Raw genomic sequence first — 14,004 nt, 5'->3', positions numbered from 1 at the left:
CGGTTTATTCGCTGCGGGATAGCTTCAATGATCGGCTAATTGCGGCTGAAGCACCCGATAGTCTCATCGAGAGACTCATAGGCCACAAGACGAGCAAGCCGAATATGGCAAAGGCGTTTGGCTCGAATTGAGCTGAGTATCCTCAGCGGATCGCTTTCAAAGGCTCGGCTGCGCTGTAGGCAGTCAGCCGGCGGGAGCGCGCCTCGGGGTCTGTTCCTTGAGTTCCTGAAGCTCTGTCTCAAAAATAGGCGCGGCGCCAGCGTGCGTTCTATGCGCTCGATCATCGAAAGCCGCGATGTGCTGTCCCTGGGCATAAGCCCGAGTTTAGAAGAGGGCTACGGTCGAAATCCTTGTAAACGGAAGCGTAGCTCATTGGCAAAGTTTCCCAACTTACACCGATCTCAAAAAGAAAAGGTTCCGTGGTTGATAGAGACGCTTCACGTTCATGTAGCATTTTGCCGATGTCGTTCGGGTGATGTGACGAAGGAGATTCAATGCTGGACTTCCCAGCCAGAACGCTTCGAACTCCATCGCTCCAACAAATGCCGGGACCAAACACCAGAGGAACGGCGGACAGGGTTGCTGGCGGCGTCACGGCTTGGCGCGCTGATCATGGGCGCTGTCTGTCACCGGCTTGGCTGCCGACTGGAATATTGCGCCAAATGCTCTTTGAGGAAGTTTCGCGAAGTTGCAGAAGTATTCTCGATAGCAGGTCGGCCACAACGTAGGCCGACATATCGGTCGTCATTGCGTCGTCTCAACAATCAGTGCTGGGCACCACCGTTCATCGCTGCTCGCAGATCACTTCAATGCCTGTCAGTTGGCTGCCCGGTTCCCCAGATGCATTCATTCCTCCACGCCGATCAACCGCTTTCGGCACTGTACCCCAACGAGAGCCGTCAAAGAGGGGACCGAACCGTGCGGCATCACAGCCTAGGCTTTAATCTGAACAGGGAGAGCGGAATAACCGTGCACGAAGTTTGACGCAATTCGCTCGGGTTCGCCGACAACCCTGATCTCCAGCCGCGCATTCAAGATTTCCTCCCAGAGAATTTTCAACTGCAACATCGCAAGATGTCGCCCAACGCATCGATGGATACCATATCCGAAGGAGAGATGTTGCCGAACGTTCTTGCGGTCGATGACGAAGCTGTCGGCGTTCTCGATGACCTCTTCGTCGCGGTTACCAGAGATATACCACATGACGACCTTGTCACCCTTCCTGATGTGTTTCCCACCCACGACGATATCGGCCGCGGCGTTGCGCCGCATATGTGCGATCGGCGTCTGATACCGAATAATCTCCGACACCGCGCTCGACACCAGCTTGGGCTTATCGCGTAATTTTCGCAGCTCGGAGGGGTGCTGGTTCATGAACAGGAGACCCCCGGTAATCGAATTGCGCGTGGTATCATTCCCGCCCACGATCAGTAGAATCAGATTCCCGAGAAACTCGCTCGGCTCCATGTGTCGAGTTGCAGGTGAGTGTGCCATCATAGAGATCAGGTCCAGGCGGGCGTCGGCATTCACGCGCTCGTTCCAAAGCCGCGTGAAATAATCCAAGCACTCGGACAAGATCGTGCTGCGCTTGTCCCAGCTGTCGATCGCATGACCTACTTTCGGAACAGCAACAGCTACGTCCGACCAATAGGTTAGGAGCCGGCGATCCTCAAATGGAAAGTCGAACAACGTTGCGAGCATCTGCGTCGTCAACTCAATGGAGACCATATCCACCCAATTGAAGGTATCATTCAGCGGCAAGCCGTCCAGAATCGTTCTAACCCGAGAGCGGATCAAGCCTTCGAGCTTCGTCAGATTTTCCGGCGCGACTATCGGGTGCTTACAGTAGCGCGCTGCTCGCCATGTTTGGGAGGCCCCATCTTGATGAAACTTTGAGTCCAGTGCTTATCCGGCACATCGACAATTGTGACGCCTCGCTCTGACGAAAATGTCGCATGATTTGCATCTATCGCGACGATATCTCGGTATTTCGTTATGGACCAATATGGACCATAAGGGCTGTCTTGGCAGTAGTGAACGGGATCTTCCATTCGCAATCGCTCGAAGCAGCTCCATATGCTGTCATCCTGAAAGCGCTTGGCTTCGCTCACATCCAGATTGCTCAGCGGCATATGACACGCATTATCGCCTCTATAGCCTGCCAATCGCGTTTTCATGATCCTCTCCGCAGAATTTTCTCTCTCGAAAGCTTGCGGATCTACAGGTCGCGATTCATGGTTCGAACTGCCGCAGCCTTTTGATGCGAGCGGGTCGTCGCCAGAACAGAGTATCCCACAGTGAAGACAGTCTCTCCCTACTATGTCCGGCAGTAAGGACCGCATTGACTTTCTAAATCGATCGGCTGAGCGTTCAAGCAGCTCAGCAAAATGCGGGGCCTCTCAATCCTGGTAGCTGAACAGAATCCGAAGGTCGCGGTACGATTTTCGGCCCATGCAGTCGTCCTCTCGAACGGCCATAGCGTCCTGTCCGGTGCACCAGCGCACTTGCTTAACCGCGACGACATCAAGGCGCTTTACCTTGGCGGCTCACCGCAAACGGACTTCAGAGAGGAAAATGCTGACGCACGCCGCTGTTTGAATTCGTCGGCAAAGGATCAACTGACCATGGTTACAGCCGGGCTGGCACACAACTTCGAGCTCTATTCTCGGCTGGATGCTGCCATCGATGCGACCGTAAGGCGCAACGCCGACCGCAATGATCTCGAAAGCCGCTTTCCGAAAGAAAATTTGAAGGCGTTGGCGGACGTGGGCTGGACCGGCGTCTTGAGCGAAACCCGCTTCGGCGGTCTTGGCCTCGGTCATGTCGATTTCGCCGAAGCTGCTTATCGAATTGGTCAGATCGATGCATCGACCGGCCTTGTCTACGTTATGCACGTCGGTGCGGCTCAGACCATCAACCTGTATGGCAACGATGACCAGAAGGAGCGATGGCTCAAGGCGAAGAACGGCACCCTTCTTGGCACATATTCGACCAGCGAACGCGCGACCGGTGGACACTGGTGGTACAATCTGTCCGAAGCGTCACGCGACGGCGACGACTATCTGATTGATGCCAAAAAATCATTCACAACGAGCTCCGGTCAGGCCGATTTCTATGTGGTCCAGACACGCACGCCCGGCGCCAAGGACCAGGCCGACATTGTTTTCTTCATTGTGCACGGAAAGTCTCCCGGGATCGAATCGAAGCCTTGGAACGCCCTCGGCGTGCGCGCCAATCACTCAGGACCCATCCGCTACAACAACGTGCGGGTACCGCGGCGGGACCGGCTCGGCGCAGAAGGGCAAGGAAAGGAAATCATCTACAACGGTGTCTCGCCCGTCAATCTGATCGGGCTCGGCGCCGTCTGGGAAGGTTTGGCCCGTGGCGCGCTCAATGCCGCTGTCAAGCACACTGAAAGTTTCGTGCATAAGGATCGGAACAAGAGACTTGCAGATTATCAGGTGATCCGGCAAGAGCTCGGCGCGGCCAAGGTGCTCGTCGAGTCGGTGCGCCCGTGGCGGCTCGAATTGGCAACGAGGTTGGACGAACTCTGGCGCGCCGGCAAGCCGCAAAGCGAAATCCTGATCCCGCTAACCGAGTTTAAGGTGCATGCCGCCGAGGTCGCGAACGAGGTTGCAGGCGCTGCACTAACAGTGACCGGAGGTTACGGCTATCGCCGAGGGCCGATCGAACGTTTCTTCCGCGATGCGCGCGCGGCCAGTGCAATGGGCCCATCGAACATTATCGCTCGGGACTGGATCGGAAAATCTTTGGTCGGACTACCGCTTGAGCTCTTCTACGAAGGGGGAGAATAGGTCGAGTGCCCGGTTTCGAAACGCGTCCATGCCGCGGGAGATAAGGCTGATCAGATTCAAGGTGGCGAACGGCACGTCAGGGCGGCCAGCCCGGATCGCTATCCTTCGGATTTGCCTCGAGAACGAGAGCGCGCCAAGCTCGCGCGCCGCGCCGGCGCGGCGGGGAGGGCAGCGGTCCCGGTAGGGTTCTCTGCCACGAGCTCGAGCCATTCCGTGACGAAACGCTTCGCGGCCAGATTGCCCTAATGCGCTCGCCTGATGAGAAGATCGGGCTATCGGGTAACAGCTATGGCGGGCTCCTCGCGGCGTTAACCGCCATTCGCGACAGCAGTGTTCACGCCTGCTGTATCAATGGGGCGCCACCGCGCACGGAGGCGCCGCCGTTCCGCACGGCGCAAGAGCAGCTCGCGGCGATGTTCGGCTACCACGATCCGGATTTGCTGACTGAGGCGCGTTTCCGCGCTTGTCTTCGACGGCCGCCGCGTCCCTATCGCCTGCCCGACACTGGTGCTGGAGGGCGGCGCCGATGCCCTGGTCAAGTCTGGATCTCAATGTGCGTTTCTCGAAGGCAACACCGACCCGCGATCGCGCCTCAAGTCCTGGCCTGACGGCGAGCACACGATCTACAACGATGGGGACGAGCGATACACGCTGGTAGCGGACTGATTCAGCGCGGTGCTCACAACGTAGAGGCAGCTGGATCGGGATGCGCGTCGGGCCGAACCAGTTCACGGTCTGGACGGCTTGAACGAGGATGCTCGCTTACGCTTGTACGTGGTAGCCGACACGGGCCTACTGCCTTAAAGGTCGTGAACTTGCAGGAAGACGTTATCGTTCTGGAGGGCCAATACCTCACGTGAAGATCCTATCAGAAGGACGCCGCCTCAAGACAGCTGTCTCGCAGCGAGAGAGACCGCTGGTTAGCGCCGCGTTCGCCGCCATGAAAAAGCGGCCGCAGGTTGTCCCGCGTTATCGTGACAAGTCTTCCAACCTTTCCGCGGCGTTGAATAAGTATCGTCTGGAGAATGGACTGCGGCCGACCAAAGAACACGCGGCTTATTCGCTGCGGGATAGCTTCAAGGATCGGCTAATTGCGGATGAAGCGCCCGATAGTCTCATCGAGAGTCTCATGGGCGAAGGCGAGCCAATGCTGGACCTCCCAGCGCGTAAGCTTGAGAGGAACGGCGGACAGAGTTGCTGGCGGGTCACGGGGCGCGCTGATTATGGGCGCTGCCTGTCACCGGCTATGGTGCCGACTGGAATATTCAGCTAACTGTTCCTTGAGCACGTTTCGCGAAGTTGCAGAGTCATCTTCGACAGTAGGTCGGCCACATCGTAGGCTGATATATCGCTCATCATTGTCGTCTTCTTATTAATGAGAGGATCAATCAGTGCTGAGCACCACCGTTCATCGCTGCTCACAGGTCACTTCAACGCCGGTCCGACGGCCGCCCGGTTCCCGAGATCCATTCATTCCTTCACGTCGATCAACCGTTTTCGGTACTGTGCAGCAGAGCCGTCAAAGAGGTGTCGCAACCGTGCTGCTGGGCGACTCTCACGATCAATGCTGATGGTCGCTTGTCCGCTCATGTCTGCTCTCCTCGCTCTATAGACAACGAAGGGGTGAATAGCGAAACGAGGGAACCAGGTGGCCGAGGGACTGCCATTCGCGAACCGACATGTGCAGGTCATTGGCGTTCCTTTTGGAAGCCGGCTGGGGTCGAAGGTTTCAGGGGGTCCGAATTACCTTATACGTAGAATTCACGCGATTTTTATCTTATAAATGAATCAGCTTGACGGCGCTTACATTATCCTATACATGAATATGTCGTGGAACTTACCTTAAAAGATAAGCGATGGAACAGCGGGAAACCCGAGAGCGCTTAGGGGCGCAACTGACAGCCGCCCGTCGGAGCAAGGGGTGGACCCTGGCCGATCTGGGGCACCGGACCGCAAATGCGCCCAGCCGTCTGAGCAGCATCGAACATGGTAAGATCAATGCCACCGTCGACGCATTGGCCCAAGCGGGCGAAGCGGCTGGCCTGACGTTGACCTTTGTCCCTGCCGAAAGGTTGGAGGAAGTGATGTCCCTGATTGAACAGCCTCCAACCGAAACCGCCTATCCAGTGCCGGTTCGTAGCCTTCACGATGAGGTTTTCATCCCCGACCCCCCCGAGGATGAGGAGTCGTGAGTACGCATGGCGGTTCTTAATCGTCCCGGCATCCTCGGCATCTTTCTACGCCCCTCCGCGGACCGTGAGGTCCGCGTAGGAACGCTGGTGCGGGACGCGCCTGGCGTAATAACGTTTGAGGTCGACGATTCATATTTGAGACTTGGTCGAGAACGTCCGATTGTTAGTTTGGCATGGCATGGCGCCACCGAGCAGGAAACGCTGGCGCGACTTCGGAATAGAGGAGACAAGATCTCGCACGGGCGGATCTTGCCTCCGTACTTTGACAATCTGCTCCCGGAAGGAGCGCTTCTCGAACTCGTCGAGCGTGAATTCGGAACCGGCTCCTTTGACCACTACGATGTCTTGGCAAGGTTGGGTGGCGACCTTCCCGGCGCAATAGTCGCACGTCGAGAGGCTGGCGAGCCCCCACCAAAGCGACTGTCGGATGAGGCGGTGGAAGCGGCGGTAACCGGCAAGCCAATCAGCTTTTCGTTAGCCGGCGTGCAGCTCAAGTTCTCAATGCACGGCGACACTCACCGGCTCACCGCACCGGGCGCGGACGAGAGCGGTGATGTGATTGTAAAACTGCCGAGCAATAAGTTTCCCGGTCTTGTCGAAAACGAATACACCTCTTTGCAACTTGCTCGCTTTGCTGGTGTGAACGTTTCCGATGCTCGCCTCGTCGACATGAAAACGATTCAAGGTGTTCCGGAGAAATTTCGCGAACTCGGCGAGTACGCACTTTCTGTAAGCCGCTTTGACCGAGCCGCCGGCAATGTTCGCATCCATACCGAGGATTTCGCTCAAATCGCCGGAGCCATCGCGGACGACAAATACTTCAGGTGGAACCAAGAGACCGTTCTGCGCTCGATAAAGCGCTTTTCTAACGATCCGATCGGCGACATGTTGGAAGGGTTGAGGCGGCTTGTTGTCGACGTCATGTTAGGCAATAACGATGGACATCTGAAAAACTGGTCGTTCATTTACCCCGATGGACGCCATGCGCGACTAACGCCAGCCTATGATATCGTCTCAACCCTGACTTACCTCCACGATACCATGGCACTTAGGTTCAATGGCACCAAAGACCCGAAAATCGTGGACACTGCGCGCCTCCGCCGCATCGCTCCCTTCATCGAGGTGGACCTAAGGGTGTTGGAGCGTGAAATGCGGCAGACCGCAACACGCGCTCTAGATACCTGGCCAAAAGAATTGAAGGGTCTGCCTGCGTCGGATACCATGAAAGATGCAATCCTGTCCCGGTTCGGTTCGCTGGCACTCGTGCATGAGGTTAGGCCATCGATGGTGCGCGGCCACGACGCGAGCACAGCGCCTGCGGAAAAATCCAGCACCGCAAAGGTCGGCGAAACGGATTTGCCGGAATAGCAAGCTCTCAGGTGCCAATGCGGTCGATCCACTTGCGGAGCAAGGGCACCGGGAAACCTTCTCCATAGCCTTCGGCCACCGTCTTCTTTTCGTGTCCAAGCAGCGCCACCGATAGTCTTGCGGGCAGCTAGCGGCCCGCAGGCGATCCTGAGCTCGGCGTCGTAGAGAATGGACGACTTTGTCGGGATCATCGATGCCGCAATTGTCCAGAAACCGGTTTAGTCTTTGCCGATGCTGCCGGGATGCTGTCGGAGAAGAGAGGGCTGTTTATTCGCTTCGGAAGATAAGGAATCAGCAGTTTAGGGAAGGGGACCCACCTCTTGGAGGTCAACGACTTCTTTCCGACGGTAGTGACCTACAACCTCGTTCTTCGGACTCGTCGATCTCAAACGCCCCTGACAAGCGCACGATGCCAGAGCCAGGAACACGACCTGATCGGCTTCATCCAGGCGGCAAGCCCCGCGCCGCAAAGCTTCATGCCAGCTTCCGTGAGAGGAAGCCGTGTATCCGTCATCTGTGGCGAGCGGGCCTGTGTCATGTGAAGCATATGGACGATGTTGTGGATATCCGCGTAACGGACTTCGCAGAGGCCGTCACGGAGGCTTCCGCGCATCACCATCCCGCAAAGGACCTGCTTCGTCAGGTTAAAGACCGGTGCACCACTCATCCCAGTGATAGTCTCGTACTCTGTTTGGCCGTACCTAGCGCTTGCTCGGCGCAAGATCGGGTCGTTGGTCGCGCCTCTATCCCGCAAGGGCAATAGACAAAGGGCAAAAGTGCCGCCGGGGAGTAGTAGCGATTTCTCCTTTGATATCCCAATTGCGAATAAGTCGTGTTCTGCCTCACTACGTCCGACTGTTTTCTCTTCGATTGGATATTCGGTGCCTCCGAAAAAGTCAGGCGGCAAGTCATCAGCGAACTCTATGACGCATAAGTCACCTAAGTCTGAGCCCACCGCAGCGCCTCCCAAGTTGGTGGCTAGACCCAGGTTCTGTAGTCTGGCCGAGGTACTGCCGGGTGTCAGTTCCGTCCGCGCACTGACGTGGAGCATGTTGGGATCGAAGTCGCCGATGACATGCTTACACGTCACGCCGTGGGGACGCCCCCGATACTTCACAATGAACAGAGTTCCGCCGTGAGTCGCGTGGGGATACTCCGAGTGGTCGGTTTGAAAGAAAACCGCTCGCACTGAACTGGCTAGATGATGTCTTTGTAGTCGTTCCCAGTCCCAATTCATGCGAAGGCCACCTTAGGACTCCAGCGTAGGAGAAATACGATGATGCCTTGTAAGGTGGTAGCATTCGGTGGTAGGAAACGCCACGCCAGTGAAGTATATTTGCTCTGGTTTGTCAGTGCCTTCCCGAGTTAGCTTCCGGCTCCCTAGGGAGCGCCAAGATCAGCCGACTATTTCGATCGAATGCAGCGCGCACCAGTCGCGCAACGCCTGCTCCGTGGCTTTCGCTTCGAAGGCGTGCCAGTGATCAATGGCGCCTCGTCTGGCGAGCAGGGCCTTGAATTTCGGGTAGGCTCCCCGCCTGTCGGAGAAATAGCAGACGTCGTCGAAATTGTCCGGCAGGAACTCGCGAGCAAAATCCAGCACCAGCGGCTTGCCCAGCCGGAGTTCGCCCTTGTCCGGGAGCGCGACATATTTCTCCTCGTCGTCGATGTCGTCCGGCAGTTCGTCGTTCACCTCTGCACCGTCCGGAAAATCGGTTTGATAGTAGATTTTTCCCGTCCGCTTGCAGACGAAGGCGAGAAATTCTCCCATGTTGCCGCCGGTGTTGGCGAACTCGAAGGCCTCGACAATGTCTTTGATACTTATTGGCACGGCTTTCGGCTGCAGCTTGGTTGGGTGTGATACGGGCCCAGATCCTGGATATGATCCGTGATCCCAATCAGCCCCGTCAACAGGTAGAACGCGCTTCCATCCAATACGAATCGTAAGAATGCTCCGATCATGATGCTGGCGCCCGTTCTCACCCCGCGTGGTTTGTTGATTCTCAGGGAGACTGAGGCCGCGCCTGGGCTGGAGTCGGAAGAGCATCCTCGGCTGGCAGAAGCCTTCCTGAGAGGGCCCGGACATGGGCTGTTGCGCCTGGGCGCCGATGAGGTCGAAACGAGTCTACCTCCGGTGTTGTCGTATTGGCGAGAGTTCGGAGCTCGCTACGTAACCGCACTATGCGCCGTTCCCGGTATCGGAGATCGGTCCACCAAGCCGCCAGTTGCGGTTCCGGCGGATGGCGAACTGGACTACATGGCGGCGGCCGTTCCGCCCATGATCGGCGGCGAATACCTGACGACGGATGTCTTGGCCGATCTTTGGCGAGACATGGATGCAGCGTTCGATGCCGAACTGGCTGGCGCCGGGCTCTCCGTGCAGGAGTTCCTGAAGGGCCGACATCCTGCCTGGAACCTGATCGGCCGCGTCCATTTCAATCTTGCCGAGAACAGGAAGGACGAAGTTGCCCCGTTCGCGTTCCTGGCAACCTACACGACACGGCTTTCGGCCGAAGCCAAGGCCCAGCACGTGCCTCTCGGCAAGGCTTTGCAGGAATATGCCGGTGCAAGAAATCGCGAGCGCTTGTTGTCGCTATTGCTGCCCATCCAGCGCGCTGCCGAGCATTGCGCCTGGCTGAAGGTTATGGTCGACGCGGGCGAGATCTTTCATCCGCTGCGCTGGAGCCCGCAGCAGGCCCTGCAATTCCTGAAAGACGTGCCCACGCTCGAAAGTGCCGGGGTCGCGCTGCGAATGCCGGCGAGTTGGCGTCTGAACCGCCCCGCGCGTGCGCAAGTCAAGGCGACGATCGGGGGACGAGCGCCATCTCAGATGGGGATGGATGCGTTGCTCGACTTCCGGATGGAGGTGACGCTCGAGGGTGAAAAGCTTTCGGCTGCCGAAATCAAGCGGCTGCTTGCGCAGTCCGACGGGCTGGTCTTGGTACGCGGCAAATGGGTCGAGGTTGACCATGAGCGTCTGCGCCGGACTTTCGATGAATTCGAAGCGGCCGAACGGCGTGCCGCCAGCGACGGCCTGTCGTTCGGCGAGGCGATGCGCATGCTGGCCGGCGCCAACATCGCCGAGAAGGATTCCGGTGGACAAGCGGATATCGACTGGAGCCAGACCGTGGCGGGGCCCTGGCTGGCGGAGACATTGGCAGTCTTACGCCGCCCCGATGGGCTTGCTGGGATCGATCCAGGTAAATCACTTCACGGTTCATTGCGGTCGTATCAGCTGGCGGGCGTGCAATGGCTCTACTTGCTCACTCAGCTCAGGCTTGGCGCCTGCCTTGCTGACGACATGGGTCTCGGCAAGACCATCCAGGTCCTATCGCTTCTGCTCGTGCTGAAGAGTGAGACCAAAGACAGGCGACGGCCATGTCTTCTGGTGGCTCCGGCTTCGCTGCTCGCCAATTGGGTCTCGGAAATTGCCCGATTTGCACCGGACCTCAAGGCGCGCGTGGCCCACCCATCGGCTGCACCGGCCGAGCAGTTGAGCGCGAACGGCACGGGCAATCCAGATGCAGACATGCTGGCTGACACAGACCTGGTGATCACCAGCTACGGGTTTCTGGCGCGCTCGCCTTGGCTGACGACCACGCCGTGGCGATTGGTCGTGCTTGACGAGGCGCAGGCTATCAAGAATCCATCCGCCAAGCAGACCAAGATGGTCAAGCAGCTCCAGGCCGACGCGCGCATTGCGCTGACCGGCACACCTATCGAAAATCACCTCGGCGACCTCTGGTCGATCTTCGACTTCATCAATCCCGGACTGTTGGGATCGTCGAAGCAGTTTTCGTCCTTTGTCAAAGGCCTTGCCGATCGGCCGCATAACCCCTACGGACCGCTCCGCGAATTGGTGCGACCCTATATCCTGCGACGCCTGAAAACCGACAAGAGCGTCATTGCCGATTTGCCCGACAAGACCGAGGTGAATGCCTTCTGCTCCCTGAGCCGCAAGCAGGCGGCCCTCTACCAGCAAGCGGCGGAAGAGCTGGCGCGGCAGCTTGAGGACGTCGACGGGATGCAGCGAAAAGGCCTGGTGCTCGCGTTTCTGATGCGGCTGAAACAGATCTGCAACCATCCGTCGCAATGGCTCGGCGATGGCGGATGGACTGAGCGGGACAGCGGCAAATTCGAGCGGCTGCGTGACATCGCGGAGGTAGCGGCCGCCCGGCAGGAGAAAGCGTTGATCTTCACCCAGTTCAAGGAGACGACAGCTCCACTGGCGGCGTTCCTGGGCTCCGTGTTCGGGCAGGCCGGTCTCGTCCTGCATGGCGAAACCGAGGTCAAGAAGCGCAAGGAGCTTGTGCGCCAGTTCCAGGACGATGAAAATGTCCCGTTCTTCGTGCTCTCTCTCAAGGCGGGTGGCGCAGGGCTCAATCTCACTGCCGCCTCTCATGTCGTTCATTTCGACAGGTGGTGGAACCCGGCCGTCGAAAATCAGGCGACGGACAGAGCTTTTCGAATCGGGCAGACCAAGAATGTCCTTGTGCATAAATTCATTTGCCGGGGCACCGTGGAGGACAAGATCGATAATTTGATCGAATCGAAGAAGCAGCTTGCCGGGGATTTGCTCGGCTCCGCATCCGATGTGGTGTTGACCGAGTTGAAGGATGAGGAGCTGCTGAAACTCGTGGCCCTCGATCTGAACGCAGCGACAAGGGAACGCGGATGAGCGATTTTGATTGGCCCCCTTACGTGCCGGTGGCCGAAAGGCGTCGTTTGGCAGAACGCGAGCTGGCCAAGCTTCGGAAACGAGGGCAATCGATTGCTCCCGTGACAATCGAGGGCCGCACGATTGCAAAGACCTTCTGGGGCAAGTCGTGGTGCGTCAACCTCGAACGCTATAGCGACTATGCGAGCCGGGTGCCGCGTGGCCGAACCTATGTCCGCAACGGTTCCGTTCTCGACCTGACGATTGCAAGGGGGGAGGTCGCGGCGATGGTTGCGGGCTCTTCGTTGTACCGAATCAAGATCACCATTGCGCCGGTCAAGGCAGCGTGTTGGAAGGCCATCTGCTGGGACTGCGCCGGCGCGATCGACTCCCTGGTTGAATTGCTGCAAGGCCGTCTGGCCAAGGGGATCATGGACCGGGTCTGCCGCGAGGGCGACGGCTTATTTCCATCGCCCGAAGAGATCAAGCTGTCCTGTAGCTGTCCGGACGGGGCAGACATGTGCAAGCACGTTGCGGCGGCTCTCTATGGCGTTGGCGCCAGACTCGACGAAAAGCCCGAACTTCTTTTCGTTCTGCGTGGCGTGGATGAGAATGAGCTACTCGCCGGTGCCGGACATGACCTCGTGCGAACCAAAGCAGTGCCCGGCACCGCCAAGCTGCTCGGTGACAGCGATGTCGCGGCGCTGTTCGGGCTGGAGATGGCCGAATCCGCGGCCTTCGATGCCTACGCTTCCCCCGCGCCAAAGCGGCACCGGGGATCGGGGACATCAAGAGGGAACACGGCGACTGTCGCGACAAGCGCATCGGTGACGAAGAAAAGTAAACCATTTCCGGCGGTTCGGAAAAAGTTCAAGCGCAAGACAACATCTGCCAGCACCGCGAAGGGAGGCACACGACGCGGATCTTAGCATTCGGCTCAACGTGCGCCTGCCAGCCGGCGGCACCGAGGTGCGCCTGCATGTTCTGTCGAATATCGTCTCTGTTGCCGCTCTCGCATCATGGGCCAATTGATTGATGTGGTGAGCCGCCGACCCGGAGATCGCGATTGTCAACCTTCACGACCAGCCAAATATAGTGAACTTTATGGTCGCCGCGATATTCGCGCTTCTCGACCGCCGAGGACGGGAGGTGGACGTAATCCGACACGAAAATCGTAAGGTGCTCTTCCGCCCGGAAGCGGCTGCGACCGCTCGCTTTGACCTCCGTCCTCGTGGCATGAGTTGTTTCGTGTGCTTCACCCGAAAGGAGACCCGCTTGGCAGTATCTTCGGCTGCCCACGGATCATGGCCCACGACGGCAACGTTCGAGAGAATTTCTTGCCGATATGTCACCCGTTACGGCGGAATATTACGCGAGTGCGTTCGCGGGATCGTCGTGATGTTGTAATACAAGCAAGCGATTTCGATCGTTTCCGTTTGCAGAAAGACCGGTTGCTCCCCGTTGATGTGAAAATGGCGTAGATGTCGGCGCCGAGCTCGCTCTCCGAGATCAAAACCGTTCCCGTAAGACTCTTCCACGCCGTGCAGCGGCTTCCCCCTCTCCATCTTCGACATGCAACACCTTCCGGCTGCCTTCGTCCTCGCCCAGCAACACGCATCTGGTACATTGCGGCGGTCTTGATGCTCAGCAGGAACTCTGGCTATATCCCGCGCGTTCAATCTGGAGTTACTTTTGGTGGCAATAGGTATAGTGAAATGGTTCAGTCCGACTAAGGGCTACGGCTTCATCAAGCCAGATGATGGCGGCCCCGATGTCTTCGTGCACATCCGCGCCGTAGAAAAGGCCGGCTATGAGTTGGCAGAGGGCGCGAAGATCAGCTACGAGACAAGGGTCGGAGCTTCTGGCAAAATTTCTGCCGAAAATCTTCGACTTGGATAAGCTCGCTCGCGCATACATAAAGGCAGTCCTACCATTCGTCATTCTGGCTCCGCCCCCCGGCTTGTCCGCGAGGCGT

7 protein-coding genes and 1 pseudogene are annotated in these 14,004 nt (G+C 58.0%); 6 read left to right on the top strand and 2 right to left on the bottom strand.

Annotated features, from left to right (window positions below; translation table 11 throughout):
• Positions 1–933 precede the first annotated feature (933 nt).
• Positions 934–2,177: pseudogene (locus tag QA640_RS36875) on the bottom strand (cytochrome P450).
• 447 nt (positions 2,178–2,624) lie between these two features.
• On the opposite strand from QA640_RS36875, the gene QA640_RS36870 reads away from it, so the two are divergent.
• From QA640_RS36870 to QA640_RS36860, 3 genes are all read left to right on the top strand, one after another.
• Complete coding sequence (locus QA640_RS36870; RefSeq protein ID WP_349253760.1) at positions 2,625–3,815, top strand: acyl-CoA dehydrogenase family protein; 1,191 nt, start codon at positions 2,625–2,627, stop codon at positions 3,813–3,815.
• A 1,856-nt stretch (positions 3,816–5,671) separates the two neighbouring features.
• Positions 5,672–6,007: a helix-turn-helix transcriptional regulator gene (locus QA640_RS36865; protein ID WP_283037669.1), complete on the top strand. Its 336-nt coding sequence runs from the start codon at positions 5,672–5,674 to the stop codon at positions 6,005–6,007.
• A 6-nt stretch (positions 6,008–6,013) separates the two neighbouring features.
• Entirely contained in the window at positions 6,014–7,375 is a 1,362-nt protein-coding gene (locus QA640_RS36860; protein ID WP_283037668.1) for a type II toxin-antitoxin system HipA family toxin, read from the top strand.
• Between the two features lie 1,396 nt (positions 7,376–8,771).
• Here the strand turns inward: QA640_RS36860 and QA640_RS36855 are convergent.
• Positions 8,772–9,203 (bottom strand): hypothetical protein, encoded by a 432-nt coding sequence (locus QA640_RS36855; RefSeq protein ID WP_349253660.1) that lies wholly within the window; start codon positions 9,201–9,203, stop codon positions 8,772–8,774.
• 426 nt (positions 9,204–9,629) lie between these two features.
• Here QA640_RS36855 and QA640_RS36850 point away from each other — a divergent pair, with 426 nt between their 5' ends.
• The 3 genes from QA640_RS36850 to QA640_RS36840 all read left to right on the top strand — a co-directional run bounded on the left by QA640_RS36850 (position 9,630) and on the right by QA640_RS36840 (position 13,928).
• The gene (locus QA640_RS36850; RefSeq protein ID WP_283037667.1) at positions 9,630–12,050 is read left to right on the top strand and encodes a DEAD/DEAH box helicase; all 2,421 of its coding nucleotides are present in this window, start codon (positions 9,630–9,632) and stop codon (positions 12,048–12,050) included.
• Positions 12,047–12,958: an SWIM zinc finger family protein gene (locus tag QA640_RS36845; protein WP_283037666.1), complete on the top strand. Its 912-nt coding sequence runs from the start codon at positions 12,047–12,049 to the stop codon at positions 12,956–12,958. The genes QA640_RS36850 and QA640_RS36845 overlap by 4 nt, the downstream gene beginning before the upstream one ends.
• Before the next feature lie 766 nt (positions 12,959–13,724).
• Positions 13,725–13,928, top strand: coding sequence for a cold-shock protein (locus QA640_RS36840; protein WP_283037665.1), 204 nt, complete (start codon positions 13,725–13,727; stop codon positions 13,926–13,928).
• Positions 13,929–14,004: the final 76 nt, after the last annotated feature.

The organism is Bradyrhizobium sp. CB82, assembly GCF_029714405.1.
Taxonomy (GTDB): domain Bacteria; phylum Pseudomonadota; class Alphaproteobacteria; order Rhizobiales; family Xanthobacteraceae; genus Bradyrhizobium.
This window is presented reverse-complemented; position numbering and strand designations above follow the sequence as displayed.